General features: G+C 70.0%; 16 protein-coding genes, 1 tRNA gene and 1 pseudogene. 7 read left to right on the plus strand and 11 right to left on the minus strand.

Translation table 11 applies throughout. From position 1 onward, the window contains the following. Positions 1–66: 66 nt before the first annotated feature. The 3 genes from ACFWDI_RS00005 to ACFWDI_RS00015 all read right to left on the minus strand — a co-directional run bounded on the left by ACFWDI_RS00005 (position 67) and on the right by ACFWDI_RS00015 (position 2,639). On the minus strand, positions 67–789 hold the full coding sequence (locus ACFWDI_RS00005; RefSeq protein ID WP_362681918.1) for a nucleotidyltransferase family protein: 723 nt from the start codon (positions 787–789) through the stop codon (positions 67–69). A 63-nt stretch (positions 790–852) separates the two neighbouring features. Beyond that, the gene (locus ACFWDI_RS00010; RefSeq protein WP_385300387.1) at positions 853–1,275 is read right to left on the minus strand and encodes a hypothetical protein; all 423 of its coding nucleotides are present in this window, start codon (positions 1,273–1,275) and stop codon (positions 853–855) included. 227 nt (positions 1,276–1,502) lie between these two features. Beyond that, entirely contained in the window at positions 1,503–2,639 is a 1,137-nt protein-coding gene (locus ACFWDI_RS00015) for a sn-glycerol-3-phosphate ABC transporter ATP-binding protein UgpC (protein ID WP_327324451.1), read from the minus strand. A gap of 179 nt (positions 2,640–2,818) precedes the next feature. Here ACFWDI_RS00015 and ACFWDI_RS00020 point away from each other — a divergent pair. Further along, a tRNA-Thr gene (locus ACFWDI_RS00020) sits at positions 2,819–2,892 on the plus strand. A 79-nt stretch (positions 2,893–2,971) separates the two neighbouring features. Here ACFWDI_RS00020 and ACFWDI_RS00025 read toward each other — a convergent pair. After that, positions 2,972–4,369: an NAD(P)/FAD-dependent oxidoreductase gene (locus ACFWDI_RS00025; protein WP_385300388.1), complete on the minus strand. Its 1,398-nt coding sequence runs from the start codon at positions 4,367–4,369 to the stop codon at positions 2,972–2,974. A 257-nt stretch (positions 4,370–4,626) separates the two neighbouring features. Between ACFWDI_RS00025 and ACFWDI_RS00030 the strand changes: the two are divergent. Beyond that, positions 4,627–5,094: pseudogene (locus tag ACFWDI_RS00030) on the plus strand (GNAT family N-acetyltransferase); the annotation flags it as partial. A 70-nt stretch (positions 5,095–5,164) separates the two neighbouring features. Here ACFWDI_RS00030 and ACFWDI_RS00035 read toward each other — a convergent pair. Beyond that, positions 5,165–6,178, minus strand: coding sequence for a zinc-binding dehydrogenase (locus ACFWDI_RS00035; protein ID WP_385300389.1), 1,014 nt, complete (start codon positions 6,176–6,178; stop codon positions 5,165–5,167). Between the two features lie 143 nt (positions 6,179–6,321). On the opposite strand from ACFWDI_RS00035, the gene ACFWDI_RS00040 reads away from it, so the two are divergent. After that, the gene (locus ACFWDI_RS00040) at positions 6,322–6,990 is read left to right on the plus strand and encodes a pentapeptide repeat-containing protein (protein ID WP_385300390.1); all 669 of its coding nucleotides are present in this window, start codon (positions 6,322–6,324) and stop codon (positions 6,988–6,990) included. 35 nt (positions 6,991–7,025) lie between these two features. Here ACFWDI_RS00040 and ACFWDI_RS00045 read toward each other — a convergent pair whose 3' ends face one another. Further along, complete coding sequence (locus ACFWDI_RS00045) at positions 7,026–7,523, minus strand: hypothetical protein (RefSeq protein ID WP_385300391.1); 498 nt, start codon at positions 7,521–7,523, stop codon at positions 7,026–7,028. Between the two features lie 13 nt (positions 7,524–7,536). Then, the gene (locus tag ACFWDI_RS00050) at positions 7,537–8,037 is read right to left on the minus strand and encodes a hypothetical protein (protein ID WP_385300392.1); all 501 of its coding nucleotides are present in this window, start codon (positions 8,035–8,037) and stop codon (positions 7,537–7,539) included. 272 nt (positions 8,038–8,309) lie between these two features. Between ACFWDI_RS00050 and ACFWDI_RS00055 the strand changes: the two genes are divergently transcribed. Then, the gene (locus tag ACFWDI_RS00055; protein ID WP_385300819.1) at positions 8,310–9,728 is read left to right on the plus strand and encodes a M1 family metallopeptidase; all 1,419 of its coding nucleotides are present in this window, start codon (positions 8,310–8,312) and stop codon (positions 9,726–9,728) included. A gap of 54 nt (positions 9,729–9,782) precedes the next feature. Here the strand turns inward: ACFWDI_RS00055 and ACFWDI_RS00060 are convergent, their stop codons facing one another. After that, positions 9,783–10,358: a TerD family protein gene (locus tag ACFWDI_RS00060; protein ID WP_266547139.1), complete on the minus strand. Its 576-nt coding sequence runs from the start codon at positions 10,356–10,358 to the stop codon at positions 9,783–9,785. A gap of 194 nt (positions 10,359–10,552) precedes the next feature. Here ACFWDI_RS00060 and arfB point away from each other — a divergent pair, with 194 nt between their 5' ends. Next, on the plus strand, positions 10,553–11,017 hold the full coding sequence (arfB, locus tag ACFWDI_RS00065; RefSeq protein ID WP_327324444.1) for an alternative ribosome rescue aminoacyl-tRNA hydrolase ArfB: 465 nt from the start codon (positions 10,553–10,555) through the stop codon (positions 11,015–11,017). A gap of 144 nt (positions 11,018–11,161) precedes the next feature. On the opposite strand, the gene ACFWDI_RS00070 is transcribed toward arfB, so the two are convergent. Next, positions 11,162–11,662 carry a flavin reductase family protein gene (locus ACFWDI_RS00070; protein WP_385300393.1) on the minus strand — a complete coding sequence of 167 codons (501 nt, stop codon included), beginning with the start codon at positions 11,660–11,662 and terminating at the stop codon, positions 11,162–11,164. 337 nt (positions 11,663–11,999) lie between these two features. Between ACFWDI_RS00070 and cdgB the strand changes: the two genes are divergently transcribed. Then, a complete protein-coding gene (cdgB, locus tag ACFWDI_RS00075) occupies positions 12,000–13,640 on the plus strand; it encodes a diguanylate cyclase CdgB (RefSeq protein ID WP_385300394.1) in 1,641 nt (546 codons plus the stop codon). An 87-nt stretch (positions 13,641–13,727) separates the two neighbouring features. Further along, the gene (locus ACFWDI_RS00080) at positions 13,728–14,699 is read left to right on the plus strand and encodes a CBM35 domain-containing protein (protein WP_385300395.1); all 972 of its coding nucleotides are present in this window, start codon (positions 13,728–13,730) and stop codon (positions 14,697–14,699) included. A gap of 48 nt (positions 14,700–14,747) precedes the next feature. Here the strand turns inward: ACFWDI_RS00080 and ACFWDI_RS00085 are convergent, their stop codons facing one another. Continuing rightward, positions 14,748–15,593: a ketose-bisphosphate aldolase gene (locus tag ACFWDI_RS00085; RefSeq protein WP_385300396.1), complete on the minus strand. Its 846-nt coding sequence runs from the start codon at positions 15,591–15,593 to the stop codon at positions 14,748–14,750. A gap of 282 nt (positions 15,594–15,875) precedes the next feature. Beyond that, entirely contained in the window at positions 15,876–16,802 is a 927-nt protein-coding gene (locus ACFWDI_RS00090; protein WP_385300397.1) for a 1-phosphofructokinase family hexose kinase, read from the minus strand. Between the last annotated feature and the right edge of the window lie 40 nt (positions 16,803–16,842).

The following is a 16,842-nucleotide window of genomic DNA, read 5'->3' on the forward strand; positions in this document are numbered from 1 at the left end:
CCGAAGTCCGGTGGCCGCCCCTCTCGTCGCGTATCTCGTGCACCTCGTGCATCTCGCCGAGGTCGGTCAACGCGCTTGCGCAGCAAGCTCCTTGGCGGCCTCGGTGAGATCCTTCGCGGTGTCGATCGCCCGCCAGTACGCGCCGTTCGGCAGCGGAAAGCCGGCCAGCCGCTGCTCACGGGCGAGACGCGGGAACGTGGTGCGCTCGTGGTCACCCCGGTCGGGGAGGAGCGCGGTGAAGGCCGCGGAGAAGACGTACACACCCGCGTTGATCAGATACGGCGACGGCGGAGACTCGATGAAGTCCGTGATGTGGCCGAAGGCGTCCGTCTCGACGGCTCCCCAGGGGATCCGGGGGCGGGCGAGGGCGAGCGTGGCGATGGCGTCGCGCTCCGCGTGGAAGGCGGCCATGTCGCGCAGCGAGAAACGGGTCCAGATGTCGCCGTTGGTGGCGTACCAGGGCTGGTCCGGGTGCGGCAGATGAGCGGCGGCGTACTTGAGGCCTCCGCCGCGGCCCAGCGGCTCCGTCTCGACGACGGTGGTGACACGCAGCGGCAGCTCCGCGGTCTCCAGCCACGTCTGGAGAACCTCGGCGAGATGACCGCAGGAGACGACGGCGTCCGTCACGCCCTCGGCGGCCAGCCAGGCAAGCTGATGGCCGATGATCGGGGTCCCGGTTCCGGGAATCTCGACCATCGGCTTGGGGCGGTCATCGGTGTACGGGCGCAGCCGCGAGCCCTGGCCGCCCGCCAGGACCACGGCCTGCGTCGGATACGTAGGCGTATGCATGCCGTGAACGATATGCGCCGTGGGCGGCGGCCCCGCGGCCAGCTCCCGGCTCAGCTCGTGCGGTCAGCTGCCCTGGGTCTGCTGCGAGACGCCGGTGGCGAAGGAGGTGTCGCAGACGGGACGGGAGAACGTCTGGGCGCGAGTGGGGCCGTAGCGGTCCACGGCGGCGCGTCCGAGGGCACGGGCGAGCGACATGCAGTGCCTGGCGAGCGACGGACGCTCCTCGACCTCGCGCTGGAGGTGGGTGAGCGCGATGCTCGGGTTCTTCTCCTGGAGTTCGGCGAGCAGTCGGTCGCGCAGAACGTCCTGCGGCGAGCGGGACTTGGCGCGCACGGAGACGTTCCGCGAGGACGCGGTGAGAATCTGCGACTCGGTGTTGCGCCCTGCCCACGGCACGCTGGTGACCGCGAGGGTTCCGGAGAGCACCAGGACGACGGGCAGAACGAGGGCAAGAGTGCGGCCGATTCGGCGGGCTGTGTGGGTCACGCGAGCGAGCGTAGCGGGCAGTGATGATTTGGCGACATTTAGTCACTCTGGCGAGGGATCGTTCGACGATGCTTTTCGAATCGGTGTTGACGAACAGGATCGAAATGGCGGATCTGCCGGGGTATTTGTCGACACGCCTGCCCTGGCAGCGGAACGGCTCCGCAGGTAACTGCGGAGCCGTTCCACCGAATTGGCGGTGACGCCGGACTCGGTCAGTCGCTACTCGGTCAGCCGCTGAGGCGCTCGCCCGTCGAGGTCGAGAAGACGTGGATCTCGCCCGGCCGCGGCACGACGTGCAGCTCGGCACCCTTGTCCGGTACGGAACGCCCGCCGACACGGACCACGAGGTCCTTGTGCTCGCCGCCGACCTGGGCGGAACCGTAGACGTAACCGTCGGCGCCGAGCTCCTCGACGACATTGACGGAGACGGCGAGACCGGCCGGAGCGTCCTCACTGTCCTTGGAGAGGGACTTGGCCGCGGAACCGTTCAGCTCGACCACGTCGAAGTGCTCGGGCCGGACACCGACCGTGACCGTGGTGTCACCCTTGTCGGCGGCCGCGGACAGGGCCTCACGGGAGACCGGTACGACGCTGTTGCCGAACTTCACGCCGCCGTCGGTGATCGGAACCTCGACGAGGTTCATGGCCGGCGAGCCGATGAACCCGGCGACAAAGAGGTTGGCCGGACGGTCGTACATGTTGCGCGGCGAGTCGACCTGCTGAAGCAGCCCGTCCTTGAGTACCGCCACCCGGTCACCCATGGTCATGGCCTCGACCTGGTCGTGAGTGACGTACACCGTGGTGATGCCGAGACGGCGCTGCAGACTCGCGATCTGCGTACGGGTCGAGACACGGAGCTTGGCGTCGAGGTTCGACAGCGGCTCGTCCATGAGGAAGACCTGCGGCTCACGCACGATGGCGCGGCCCATGGCGACACGCTGGCGCTGACCACCGGAGAGCGCCTTGGGCTTGCGGTCCAGGTACTCGGTGAGGTCGAGGATCTTCGCGGCCTCTTCGACCTTCTTGCGGATCTCGCTCTTGTTGACGCCGGCGATCTTGAGCGCGAAGCCCATGTTGTCGGCGACGGACATGTGCGGGTAGAGCGCGTAGTTCTGGAACACCATGGCGATGTCCCGGTCCTTGGGCGGCAGGTGCGTGACGTCGCGGTCACCGATGCGTATTGAGCCGGCGTTGACGTCCTCGAGACCTGCGAGCATGCGCAGGGAGGTCGACTTGCCGCAGCCGGAGGGTCCGACAAGGACGAGGAACTCGCCGTCCTCGGTCTCGATCTCGAGCTGGTCGACGGCGGGCTTGGTGGAGCCCGGGTAGACCCGGGTCGCCTTGTCGAATGTGACAGTGGCCATGGTGATGCTTCTCCTTCACCGGCAGGAACGTGCCGGACGATCCGAGTAAGGGAGTGGTCTGGTCCACACACGTGGACCTGCCGAGACGCTACCTGGCATGCCCCGTTCTGTCAGCAGCTGAACGGCGATGAAATATTCGACCGGAGCGCGTGACCGGTCCGGTTAGACTGCTCGGACGCGCCTCCTTAGCTCAGCTGGCCAGAGCAACGCACTTGTAATGCGTAGGTCGTCGGTTCGAATCCGACAGGGGGCTCAGCTGCCCAGGCCGGCGATTCGCCGGCCTGGGCTTTGTCATTCCCGGGGCTGCTGCCGAGTGCTGTCGGCCGGGGGCATCAGTGGCGGCCCGAGATCCGGTTCGCGATCTGTGCGATGCGGTCGGTTTCCGCCGTCCTGGCCGTCGCCTCGCGGCGGTCTGCGCCGCGGTAGGCCGCGTACATGCCCTGTACGCCCAGCCAGCGCAGCGGCTCCGGTTCCCATCTGCGGACCTTGTGGTTCACCCAGGGGAGCGCCGTGAGTTCGGTGGGGCCTGCCTGGCCCGAGTCCTGTTGGATCAGGTCGCGCAGGGTGCGGGCGGCGAGGTTGGTGGTGGCGACGCCCGAGCCGACGTAGCCGCCGGCCCAGCCGAGGCCGGTGGAGCGGTCCAGGGTGACAGTGGCACACCAGTCGCGGGGGACGCCGAGGACGCCGGACCAGGCGTGGTCGATACGGGCGCCTGCCGTTGTGGGGAAGAAGCGGACCATGATGTCGCGCAGTGCTTCGATGGTGGCGGGCTGGGTGCGGCCGTCGTTGTCGGTGCGGGAGCCGTAGCGGTAGGGGACGCCGCGGCCGCCGAGTGCGATCCGGTCGTCGGCGGTGCGCTGGGCGTACATGTAGGCGTGTGCCATGTCGCCGAGCGCTTCGCGGCCGTCCCATCCGATCGTGTCCCAGACGGACTGGGGGAGGGGCTCGGTCGCGATCATGGAGGAGTTCATGGGGAGCCAGGCGCGCTTCTGGCCCTTGAGGTTGGCCGTGAAGCCTTCGGTGCAGCGCAGGATGTACGGGGCGCGGACCGTGCCGTACGGGGTGATCGCGTGCTTTGGCTTGATCTCCGTGACGGGGGTCGACTCGTGGATGGTGACGCCAAGGGCTTCGACGGCTGCCGCGAGTCCCTTGACCAGTTTCACGGGGTGCAGGCGTGCGCCGTGCGGGGTCCAGGTGGAGGCGACGGCGCCGGTGACGCGTACGCGCTCGGCGGTCTCGCGGGCGCCGAGCAGTACGCGGTCCTTCTCGCCGAAGGCGATTTCGACGGCGTGGAAGGCTTTGAGGCGGGTCAGCTGGGCGGGGGTGTGGGCGACTTCGAGGACGCCGCCTTTGTGGATGTCGGCGTCGATCTCTTCTTCCGCGGCGACGCGTACGACCTCGTCGACGGTGTCGTTCATGGCCTGCTGGAGGCGGACGGCGGCGTCGTGGCCGTGGAGCTTGGCGTAGCGGTCGCGGCCGGCGATGCCGTTGTAGAGCCAGCCGCCGTTGCGGCCGGAGGCTCCGTAGCCGCAGAACTTGCCTTCGAGGACGGTGATGTTGAGGAAGGGGACGGCCTTTTTGAGGTAGTAGGCCGTCCAGAGACCGGTGTATCCGCCGCCGACGATGCAGATGTCCGCGGTGGTGTCGCCGGGGAGGGGCTCCCTGGGGAGGGGGGTGCCCTCCTGTGCGTACCAGAACGATATGCCGCCGTTGACGGTGTTCGTGCTCATGATGCCCCTGCTGCTCAGCTCGAGTGCGTGTGGCGGGAGGGTACTCGCAGGACCGGGTGGCTGATCGGGCGCCCACCCCATGGCTCCCATGGTCGTACGCGGCGGTGGTCCTCGCCCACGGTCGTCCTCGTGGGGGCGTGTGTTGCAGAACAGCCTGTGGCATGTGCAGGACGGGGAGACGCGGCTTCAGGCGGAGCAGGTGTCCATCGGTCGGAATCTGTTGGCACGGTAGCCCGGTCGGCGGGCACTCTGACCTCATGATTCGTATCGCCACGCCTGATGATGTCCCTGAGATCCACCGTATGGTCCGTGAACTTGCCGAGTACGAGAAGGCCTTGGACGAGGCCAGGGCGAGCGAGGAGCAGCTGCACGAGGCGCTGTTCGGCGAGCGGCCCGCCGCCTTCGCGCATGTCGCGGAGACTGCGGAAGGCGAGGTGGCGGGCTTCACGCTGTGGTTCCTGAACTTTTCGACATGGCGCGGGGTGCACGGCATCTATCTGGAGGATCTGTATGTACGGCCCGGGCTGCGAGGCGGCGGTTACGGCAAGGCGCTGCTGACGGAGCTGGCGCGGATCTGTGTGGAGCGCGGCTATGAGCGACTTGAATGGTCCGTGCTGAACTGGAACACCCCGTCGATCAACTTCTACCGGTCGCTGGGGGCGAGGCCGCAGGACGAGTGGACGGTGTACCGGCTGACCGACGGGGCGCTGGCGTCGCTGGGGGCCGGCCGGCCGGCCGTGCAGCCGTCCAGCCGTCCAGCCGTCCAGCTGTCCGGTCGTCTGACTGTCCAGCCGGTCAGCTGGATGCCGTCCGGGGGATGAGGACGACCTTGCCGACCGTGCCACGGGTTTCCAGGGCGCGGTGGGCGGCCGCGGCGTCGGCGAGCGGGAAGCGCTGTAGGGCGGGGCGGAGGCGGCCGGATGCGGCCTCGGCGAGGGAGCGTTCTTCCAGGGCGCGTACGTTGCCGCCCGCCTTCTGGAGCATCACCGGGCCGAGTACGCCTTCGGAGGTGATGCCGCGCTCGGCCAGTTCCTCGTCGGTGAAGGTGAGCGGGGCGCCGTCGTGGAGGCCTTCGCCGGACCAGCCGAAGACGATGTGCTTGCCGCCTTTGCCGAGAAGGTCGACGGCGGCGAGCGCGGTGGCGCCGCCGACCGAGTCGAAGAGCACGGTGGCGCGGCGGTCGCCGAGGTGGTCGCGGACCTGGCCGGCCCAGTTGTCCTGTTTGTAGTCGACGGCGAGGTCGGCGCCGTTCTCGGCGACCAGGGAGACCTTGGCGGGGCCGCCGGCGAGGCCGATGACGAGGGCGCCGGCGTTCTTCGCGTACTGGACGAGGAGGGTGCCGATGCCGCCGGCCGCGGCCGTGACGATCGCGATGTCGTCGGGGCCGAGATCGGTGAATTGCAGGATGCCCATGGTCGTACGGCCGGTGCCGATCATGGCGACGGCTTCGGCTTCGTCCAGGTCACCGGGGATTTCGTGGAGTTTGGCGGCGTCGACGACGGTGAGTTCGGCGTAGCCGCCGGGGGCCATGCCGATGTGGGCGACGACGCGCTTGCCGAGCCAGCTGGTGTCCGTGCCCTCGCCGAGGGACTCGACGATGCCGGCGACCTCGCGGCCGGGGATGGTGGGCAGCTCGGCGGGGGTGGGGTAGGGGCCTTGTATGCCTTCGCGCAGGGCGGTGTCGAGGAGGTGGACGCCGGCCGCGGCGACGGCGATCCGTACCTGGCCCGGGGCGGGGACGGGGTCTTCGGTCCGCTCGTAGGTGAGGTTCTCGGCGGGGCCGAAGGCGTGGAGGCGGATGGCGTGCATGGCGGGCTCCCCCTGAGCTGTGTGGTCGGTGACTCCGTGGTCGGTGACTCCGTGGCTATGGGCAACACCCTCCAACCTCAAGCGCGCTTGAGGTCAAGGCGGCTCATCCGGGCGTTGTCAGTGGGAGGGGGCACCATGGGGCCATGGCACGGAAACCGGAGAGATCGCGGACAGCGCAGCGGCCGGAGGTGCGGCTGCCGCCGCTCGTTCCGTACGACGGCGGCGGGCTGGAGCCGGACGGCGACTACGACGGCCTGGAGTTCCAGGATGTGGACCTCACGGGGCAGTCGGGGCGTGGCGCGCGCTTCATCGACTGTGCGCTGCGCGGGTGCGGCCTGGACGAGGCGGAGCTGCTGAACGCCCGCTTCGTCGACTCCGTGCTCAGTGGCATACGAGGTGTGGGCACTGATCTGGCGGGCGCTTCGCTGCGCGATGTGGAGGTGACGGACGCGCGGCTGGGCGGGGTGCAGCTGCACGGAGCCGTACTGGAGCGGGTGCTGATCCGCGGCGGGAAGATCGACTACCTGAATCTGCGGAAGGGCAGGCTCAAGGACGTCGTCTTCGAGGGATGTGTGCTGTCGGAGCCGGACTTCGGGGGTGCGCAGCTGGAACGGGTGGAGTTCCGGGACTGTGTGCTGCGGCGGGCGGACTTCAGCGCGGCGCAGCTGAAGGACGTCGATCTGCGGACGGTCGCCGAGCTGGACATCGCGCGGGGCGTGGACCGGCTGGCGGGTGCGGTGATCAGCCCGGCCCAACTGCTGGATCTGGCACCGGCGTTCGCGGCGCAGATCGGAGTGCGGGTGGAGAGTTAGTACTGCGGCCCCGTTGCCTCAGCACAGTTGGAGTACTAGAGGCGGGGGAAGCGTGCCTGGAGGTCCCAGACCACCGGGTTGTCGTCGAGACCCTCGTGCATGTCGGAGAGGTCCGCGATCAGGTCGTGCAGGAAGTCGCGGGCTTCGCGGCGCAGCTCGGTGTGGTTGAAGGTGAGGGGCGGTTCGTCGCCGGGCATCCAGTCGGCTTCCACGTCCACCCAGCCGAAGCGCCGCTCGAAGAGCATCCGGTCGGCCGATTCGGTGAAGTCCAGCTCGGCGTACTGGGGCTTCGCGGCGCGGCTGCCGAGCGGGTCGCGGTCGAGTTGCTCGACGATGTCGCACAGCGCCCAGGCGAAGTCCAGCACCGGGACCCATCCCCAGGCTGTGGACACCTCGCGGTCCTCCTTGGTGTCCGCGAGGTAGACGTCGCCGCAGAAGAGGTCGTGGCGCAGCGCCTGGACGTCCGCGCACCGGTAGTCGGTCTGCGGGGGGTCTGGGAAACGGCGGGAGAGGGAGTAGCCGATGTCGAGCACGTGCTCGATGGTGTCATGCCCGGTGCCGCTTCCAGTACGACCAGGTCACGGCAGCGAGCAGCGGGCCGATGACAAAGAGCGGGGCGTAGCAGAAACCCGTCACGGTGTTCGCCGTGCCGGACATGTAGGTCTGGCTCTCGACGGTGAAGTGGACCACCACCTGGCTCAGGGCCAGCAGCGTCGCGAAGGCCGAGGCGGCGGCGGCCGTGATGGCGACGGTCTTCGGGCGGGGGAGCCGCCACCGGTCGGTGACGAGCAGGAGGGGGAGCAGGGCGGCGCACTCCTGGAGGACGGCCAGGCCGATGACGTACGCGATGCCCCAGCCGGGGATGCCGAACTTGTCGCGCAGGATCTCGTCGCTGTAGCCCACGTAGATGCCGGAGGCCATCGCGAGTCGCCACAGTCCGGAGGGGACGGCGCAGAGCGCGATGACATGTGCGGTCCGGCGGGCCCAGCGGGGCGCAGGGGCGGTGTGTGTGGTCACGGTCGCCGAGGTCACGTTCGCTGTCGTCATGGAGAACAGACTGGCCGTGGACACGGCGAAGCCGCGTCGGCGTTCGGGGCGGACCGCCTCCGCCGCACGGGGGAGGCGACCGGCGAGGGGGAGGAGCCGCCGCTCCTTCGCCACCGCCACCTCGCCTGCCCTCGTGTCGACGGGGGCGGCCGGCCCGTGCCCGCAGACGGTCCAGGACGCGGCCGGCGGCCGGGGCCCGGCGACGAGGACCGGGCGGCCCTCCTGCGCACAAGCGGCTGAAATCCGCCCCGGATAGGATCAAAAAGGTGGACCTGCGAACTCTCGTACGCACCCTGACGCCCGTCGTCGCCCTGCTTCTCCTCGCGGGCTGTACCTACGCCGAGGCGGGCGTGCGCGGAAAGCCGGGCGCCGCGGGCAGGGGTGATCCGCTCTTCCCCAAGCTCGGCAACGGCGGTTATGACGTCCAGCACTACGCCCTGACGCTGGGCTACGACCCGAAGACGGGCCGCCTCGACGGCACCGCCGAGATCACCGCCCGCGCCACTCAGGATCTGAGCGCCTTCAACCTCGACTTCCACGGGATGACGGTCACGGGCGCCACCGTCGACGGCAAGGCGGCCGCTGCCAACCGGGCGGGCGACGAGCTGACGCTGCGGCCGCACCGCGACCTCGACAAGGGCACGACCTTCCGCGCCGTCGTCCGTTACTCCGGCGTCCCGAAGACGATCGTCGACAAGGGCGCCGACAAGGACACCGGGAAGCCACGGGAGGGCTGGCTGAAGACCGCTGACGGCGCGCTCGCGCTGGGCCAGCCCATCGGGTCGATGGCCTGGTTCCCCAGTAACAACCACCCGAGCGACAAGGCCACGTACGACATCACCGTCACCGTCCCCGCAAAGCTGCAGGCCATCTCCAACGGCGAGTTGAAGGCGCCCCCGAGCACCACCGACGGGCGTTCCACCTTCCGCTGGACGTCGAAGCAGCCCATGGCGAGCTACCTCGTCACGCTCGCCGTCGGCGACTACCGGCTGACGAAGTCGCGTACGCCGTCCGGTCTCCCCGTACTCACCGCCGTCAACCGGGCCGTGCCCGGCGAAAGCACCAAGGTCCTCGCCCGGATCCCCGAGATGACGGAGTGGGGGGAGGAGAACTTCGGCCCGTATCCCTTCTCCTCCACCGGTGCGATCGTCGTGCCGGGGGCCGCTGCCGACTACGCCCTGGAGACGCAGACCAGGCCGGTCCTCCCCCTGGACCCGGGCGAGAACGAGCTCGATGTCGAGACGCTCCTCGTCCATGAGGTGGCGCACCAGTGGTTCGGCGATTCCGTGTCGCCCAAGTCCTGGAAGGACATGTGGCTCAACGAAGGCTTCGCCCAGTACGCGGAGTGGATCTGGCTCGAGGACTACCACGACACCCCGGCCCGGAAGAGCTTTGACGAGGCCTTCGCCGAGGAGGCCAACTGGGCCTTCCCGCCGGCCGTTCCGCCCTCCGGGGCGGAGGTTTCGGACGCCCCGGTGTACCACCGCGGCGCGATGGTCCTGCACAAGATCCGTCAGGCGGTCGGCGAAGAAGTCTTCTTCGACATCGTGAAGGGCTGGGCGGCGGCGCACCGCCACTCCAACGCCTCCACCGCCGACTTCACCGAGTACGTCGAGAAGAAGTCCGGCAAGGATCTGACCGAGCTCTGGGACACCTGGCTGTACGGCAAGGACAAGCCGGCGACGCCGTGACAACGGCAGGAGCCCCGGGCCGACGGCCCGGGGCTCCTGTGTGCAGCGCGTACGTCAGAGGTTGACGCCGAAGTCGCGGGCGATGCCCTCGAGGCCCGAGGCGTAACCCTGTCCGACGGCGCGGAACTTCCACTCCGCGCCGTTGCGGTACAGCTCGCCGAAGACCATCGCGGTCTCGGTGGCGGCGTCCTCGCTCAGGTCGTAGCGGGCGAGCTCGGCGCCGCCGGCCTGGTTGACGATACGGATGTAGGCGTTCCGCACCTGGCCGAAGTTCTGGCTGCGGGTGACGGCGTCGTAGATCGAGACCGGGAAGACGATCTTGTCGACGTCGGCGGGCAGACCCGCCAGGTTGACGTTGATCTGCTCGTCGTCGCCGCCGCCCTCGCCGGTGCGGTTGTCACCGGTGTGGACGATGGTCTGGTCCGGTGTGGCCTTGTTGTTGAAGAAGACGAAGTGGGCGTCGGAGGCCACCTTGCCGCCGGGGTTCACACCGATCGCGGAGGCGTCGAGGTCGAAGTCGGTGCCGGTGGTGGTGCGGACGTCCCAGCCGAGGCCGACCGTGACGGCGGTCAGGCCCGGTGCCTCCTTGGTGAGCGAGACGTTGCCGCCCTTGGACAGGCTTACTGCCATTGGGAAGTCCCCTTCGTGATCGACTGTGCGGGCTTCGAGCCCTCCCGAAGTTACCGTCACACCTCATAACGCAGGCAGGGGACTGCCAGGTTCCACCCGCGTTTGTTCTTTTTACCTGCGCCTGCCTGCGGTGCCTGGCGCTGTCCGGTGGAAAAGCGGGTGACGTGGACGGCGCCGCACGCGACCATGGACTTATGTCCGGGACCCAGCCCCATCGGGGGTCCGGGGGGCGTCCCCCGGGTAAGCACAGCATCCGCGGTTCGGTCTTCCTGCCGGAGGCCGAGCTCATGTGGCGTTTCTCGAGGTCGTCGGGGCCCGGTGGGCAGCACGTCAACACCAGCGACTCGCAGGTGGAGCTCCGTTTCGACCTCGCCAAGACCGAGGCGCTGCCGCCGGTGTGGAAGGAGCGCGCGCTGGAGCGGCTCGCGGGGCGGCTGGTCGGCGGGGTGATTGCCGTACGCGCGTCGGAGCACCGCTCGCAGTGGCGCAACCGTGAGACGGCCGCGGTCCGGCTCGCCTCGCTGCTCGCGGAGGCGACGGCGCCTCCGCCGCGGCCGCGTCGGGCGACGAAGATTCCGCGCGGTATCAACGAGCGGCGGCTGCGGGAGAAGAAGCAGCGGGCGGAGACGAAGCGCGGGCGCACGGGCAGGGACTGGTAGCGCGCGGCCTCTTGCCGGGGCTCCGCCCCGGGCCCGGCGCCTCAATCGCCGGCGGGGCTTGTTGTTGGGCTCCGCCCTGGGCCCGGCGCCTCAATCGCCGGCGGGGCTTGGGTTCGCTCAATCGTCGGCGGGGCTCAGTGTTGCTCAACCAAGCTGGTGGTAGCGGCCCTTGAAGTACGTCAGTGGGCCGCCGTCCGAGCTCTCCAGGCCGGCCTTCAGCACCCGGCCGATCACCAGCGTGTGGTCGCCCGCCTCGATCCGCTGCTCGGTACGGCACTCCAGCGTCGCGAGCGCGCCCCGCACCAGCAGCGACCCGCACACCTCGCCCCTCGTGTACGGGATGTCCTCGAACAGCAGCCGGTCGCTGACCCGCCCCTTCATGGCGAAGCGTCCGGCGATGTGCCGCTGGCTCTCCGAGAGCACCGAGACGCCCCACAGCGGCTGTTCCGCCAGCAGGTCGTCCATGCGTGAGCCGTTGCGCAGACTCACCAGTACCAGGGGCGGGTCCAGCGACACCGACATGAACGCCGTCGCGGTCATGCCGACGTCCTCTCCGTGCGGTCCGTAGTCGGCGTCGTTCGCGGTCACCAGCACCACACCCGCGGCCAGCCGGGACATGGCTGCGCGGAATTCCTCGTTGCTCACCCCCTCAGCATGGGGGATGGCAACAGCGGCGGGAGTGGGGGTCGTCTGCAACACACGAGGAACGCTAGTCTCGGCCGTCCGTCGCCCGCATCGGGCCTTGGGACCAGTCGAGTCCTAGGACCCGCGCACCGGATTTGCGTTCAAGAAAGCGATGGAGCGCTCCCACTCGGCCGCGCAACTTTTCATCACCTGATGTGACTTGAGTCACAGAGTGCGGTATTTGTTGACCCTGTGTACCGAGTGGGCAGCTCGCTGTGATTCAGTGGCCGTGATACCGCAACAAGAACGCTGATGAGAACCCTGGAGTTTGCTGTCGAGGTCTCGGGGAGAGCGAGCAATGGAGACCGAGTCGGAGCCCTACGTCCGTCTTGCGACCCTGCGGCAGCTGCATCAGGCCGTCGCGGACCTCAACACGGCCCGGAGCTTGGCCGACACTCTGCAGACCGTCGCCGACGGCATCGTCGCAGGACTCGGCTACGAGCTGGCCTGCGTCAATCTCGTTCGTCCCGACGGTGATCTCGTCGTCGCCGCGTTCGCCGGCAGTGCCGCCGCGGAAGCCCTGATCACCGGGCGGGTCGGCTCCCGCCCCTCCTGGGAACGCCGGCTCTCCATGGGCGAGGCCTGGGGCGAGCTGCGTTTCATACCGCACACCGAGGGCTGGGTCCTCATCGAGGACGACGTACCGCAGTGGCACACCGAGGGCCCCGATCCCCGCTTCGAGGACGAGTGGCACCCGCAGGACCGCCTCTACGCCCCCATGTACGCATCGGGCGGCGGCCGCGAACTCCTCGGTGTCATATCCGTCGACCGGCCGCGCAATGGCCGCAGGCCGGGAGCCTGGGGCCAGGAAGCGCTCCAGATGTACGCCTCCCAGGCGGCCATTGCGATCAGCAACGCCCGGCTGCGAGCAAATATGCAGCGCGCCCTGGTCCGCCTCGAGCGCGAGCAGCAGGCCCTGCGCGCCAGCGAGGAGTCCTTCCGGCAGGCCTTCGAGTACGCGCCCAGCGGTATGGCCATCGCCGAGATGGGCGGCGACCAGCACGGCCGGCTGCTGCGCACCAACGACGCCCTGTGCCGGCTGCTCGGCCGTCCCGCCTCCGCGATGCGCCGCTACTCCTTCGCCGATCTCGTCCATCCCGAGGATGTCGGCACTCTGCTGCGTACGTCCGCCGAGGGCGGCCGTGCCGAGCTGCGTCTCGGCAGACGGGACGGGACGTACGTCTGGGTCTCGCTGCGCAACTCCGTCGTCGCGGACACCGCCGACGGGCCGCGCTTTCTGCTGACGCACGTCGAGGACATCGAGGAGCGCAAGCGCCATGAGCTGGCGCTCGCCCACCGCGCCTCGCACGACTCGCTCACCGGCCTGCCCAACAGCGCCGAGCTGCGGGCCCGGCTCAGCTCCCGGCTGTGCGAGCGGCCGTACGCGGAGCGGGAGTCGGCCATCGAGGCTCTGGACGCCGCGTACGCCGGTGACGGTGAGCACATTTTCCGCAGCGAGCGCTTCGACACCGACTCGGTCGGCGGCCCGTACAACCACCATGTCCACTCCGTCGCGCCGGACGGAGAGACCGACGACGGGACGAAGGGCCTCGCGGTCCTCTTCTGCGACCTGGACGGATTCAAGTCGATCAACGACCGCTTCGGGCACCAGACGGGCGACGCCGTGCTGGTCGAGGTGGCGCGGCGGCTCACCACGGGCGTACGGGACGGGGACACAGTGGCCCGGCTCGGCGGTGACGAGTTCGTCGTTCTCGCCGACGGCCTGGGCTCGGCGGACGCCGCCGACCTGGCCGTACGCCTGCGGAACGCGATCATCCTGCCGATCCGGGTCGGCGGTCGCGGGGTCCGCGTCGGGGCCAGCTTCGGTATCGGCTGGGCGAGCTGCGGGATGTCCGTCGAGGAGGTCTTGCAATCCGCGGACCAGCGGATGTACATCGAGAAGCGGTCCCGCGCGAAGGTGCACAGGCGGGCGGGCTGAGGTCTACGCCACCCTTTCGGTTGCTCCGAACCGGGTAGGCTCGCCCGCGTCGGCGATGTGCTGACGACATGGTGAGGAGTGACTGGGATGACGGCCGCGAACAACGGCGCGAGCACGCCCGAGGACGACGATCCGTTCGGCTACCTGTACGAGGACGGACGGGCAGCAGGCGCGACACCGCCCGGCCAGGGCCGCGGCTACGGCTACCCGGGTCCCGCCGCGCAGCCCGGCGTCCCCAGAACCTCGTACAACCAGGTCCGGACGGTCGGCGAGCGCCAGTACGGCCAGCAGGTCCCGCAGCAGTATGCGTACGGTCAGCCGCAGGGCCAGGCCCAGGGCCAGCCGACCGCGCAGTACGCGGCGCCCGAGACCTACCCCGGCGGCGCCACCACCCGCACGGTTCCGCAGCAGGGCACGGGCCACGGCGGCGGCCGCAGTGGCGGCCCCAACACCAAGGGCTTGCTGATCGGCGCGATCGCGGTCGTCGCGGTCGTCGTGATCGGCATCGGCGCGGCGCTCCTGACGGGCGGCGACGAGGACAAGAAGGCGGGCGGCAGGCCGGGCGGCAACGGCGGCGCGACCGCGGGCGAGTCCGTGAAGCCCAGCGAGCAGCCGTCCGCGTCGGACAAGCCGGCGGAGCTGCCGAAGCAGGACGCGGCGACGCTGCAGCTCGGGGCGCCGGCGGCGCTGGCGAAGGACATCAAGGGCGCGGAAGGCACCGACGGCGCGTTTGTGACCGGCTTCAACGCGGTGGGCGCCTCGGTCACCTGGAAGGCGAACGTCGCCGAGGCCAAGGAGTACCGGCTGTACGTGCGCTACGCCATCCCGGCCGTGGACGCCAACGCCACCCTGACTGTGAACGGCAAGGCGAACAGCAACCCGCTGGGCCTGAAGAACTTCGTCAAGTCCACGGACCCGAACTGGGAGAAGAACTGGCAGACCACTTGGGCGCCGGTGAACCTCAAGAAGGGTGAGAACGAGATCAAGATCTCGTGCGAGAACGGCAATCAGTGCAACGCCATACTCGACTGGCTCCAGGTCAGCGACGGGGAGCTCTGAGCACCCTCAGCCCAGCCGCGCTGTGAGTCCGGGCCTCGGCCCGGATCGTCACAGCAGCTCCAGGAAGCCCGCCACCGTCCCGGTCATCGCCTCGCGAGCCGGGACGAGGTATTTCCGGGGGTCCACCGCCTGCGGGTTCGCCTCCAGGAACGCCCGCACCGCGCCGGTGAACGCCGTGTTCAGTGCCGTGCCGACGTTGATCTTGGTCATGCCGGAGGTGACCGCCGCGCGGATTTCCTCGTCCGGGACGCCGGATGAGCCGTGCAGGACGAGCGGCACCGGCACCGCGTCCCGTAGCCGGCCGATCAGAGCGTGGTCCAGGGCCGCCGTGCGCTCCGTCATCGCGTGCGAGGAGCCGACCGCCACCGCCAGCGCGTCCACGCCCGTGGCGGCCACGTAGGCCGCCGCCTCGGCCGGATCCGTACGGACGCCCGGGGCGTGGGCGTCGAGCGGGGCCTCACCCTCCTTGCCGCCGACCTTGCCCAGTTCCGCCTCGATCCAGATGCCGCGCTCGTGGCCCCAGCGCACCGCGTCCGCCGTGGCCCTGACGTTCTCGTCGTACGGCAGCTTCGAGGCGTCGAACATCACCGAGCTGAAGCCCTCGTCGTCCGCCGACCGCAGCAGGTCCACCGAGACGACATGGTCCAGGTGGAGGGCGAGCGGCGTGGTGGACGCGTGGGCCACGGAGGCCGCGGCGGCGGCGATCGCGGAGAGCCGGCCGCCGTGGAACTTCACGGCGTTCTCGGAGATCTGCAGGATCGCGGGTGTGCCGGCCTGCTCGGCGCCGGCGGCGATCGCCTCGGCGTGCTCCAGGGTGATGACGTTGAAGGCGGCGATGCCGCGGCCGTCGGCCGCGGCGGCCGCGACGAGTTCACCAGTGGTGACGAGTGGCATGGTGCATCCCAATTCCCGGGCGGCTGAGCCCGTTTGTGCGGAGTCGGGCGCACACGCCCGGAGAGTTGCCGCCGCGGCACGATGGTGTCGGCGTGCCGGGGCGCCGGTGCTGCGGCGTCGAGTCGGACCGGGGGCGACCGGCCTCGGGGCCGCCCGGCAGCTGCCGCCCGCGCGCCGTCACGCCGAGCCCGCGTGCTCTCACGCCGAGCCCGCGTGCTCTCACGCCGAGCCCGCGTGCTCTCACGCCGAGCCCGCGTGCTCTCACGCCGAGCCCGCGTGTCCTCACGCCGCGGCCGCGCGCTCGGTCACCGCTATGCGCGGCAGCAGATCCTCGTACGCCCCGGCGTCGTACTCGCCCGCCGCGGGAGCCAGTACGGTCGCCGCCGACAGGGCCACGGCCCGGGACAGCCGGTCCGGCCACGGGAGCCGTTCCACGAGCCCGGAGAGCAGTCCGGCCACCGCCGAGTCGCCCGCTCCCGTCGGGTTGCCCTTCACAGACGTCGGCGGGATCGCCTGCCAGACGCCGTCAGGAGTGGCCGCCAGCACGCCGTCCGCGCCGAGCGAGGCGACCACCGTGTGCGCGCCGCGGCGGCGGGCGTCGCGGGTGGCGCGCAGTGGATCGCGGGAGCCGGTGAGCTGCGCGAGCTCGTCCGCGTTGGGTTTGACGAGGTCGGGACGGGCGGCGATGCCGCGGCGCAGTGGCTCGCCGCTGGTGTCGAGGAGTACGGGGACGTCCGCGCTGCGGGCGCGGCGGACCAGTTCGGCGTATGCGCCGACATGGATGCCGGGCGGCAGGCTGCCGCACAGGGCGACGGCTTCGGCGTCCCGCAGGAGGGAGGCGTACGAGGAGAGGAACATGGCCCACTCCTCGGCGGTCACCGTCGGGCCCGGCTCGTTCAGCTGGGTCGTGTCGCCGCTGGTGTCGTCCACGACGGCGATGGTGCGGCGCGTGGTTCCGGCGGTCGGGACGAGCGCGTCATGCGGTGCGAGAGGGGCCAGCAGATCGCGCAGTACGGCTCCGGTGGAGCCGCCCGCGAAGCCCGTGACCACCGTCTCGTGTCCCAGTGCGGCGAGCACGCGGGCGACGTTGAGGCCCTTGCCGCCGGGGCGTTCGCGGACCTCGCTGACGCGGTGACTGGCGTGCGGGACCAGCGAGCCCACTCTGTAGGTGATGTCGAGAGCGGTGTTGAGCGTGACCGTCAGGATCACCCGTAACACCCCCCGGAGAATGCGCGTGCCATGCTCGTAC

The sequence above is a fragment of the Streptomyces sp. NPDC060064 genome, from assembly GCF_042736455.1.
Taxonomy (GTDB): Bacteria; Actinomycetota; Actinomycetes; order Streptomycetales; family Streptomycetaceae; genus Streptomyces.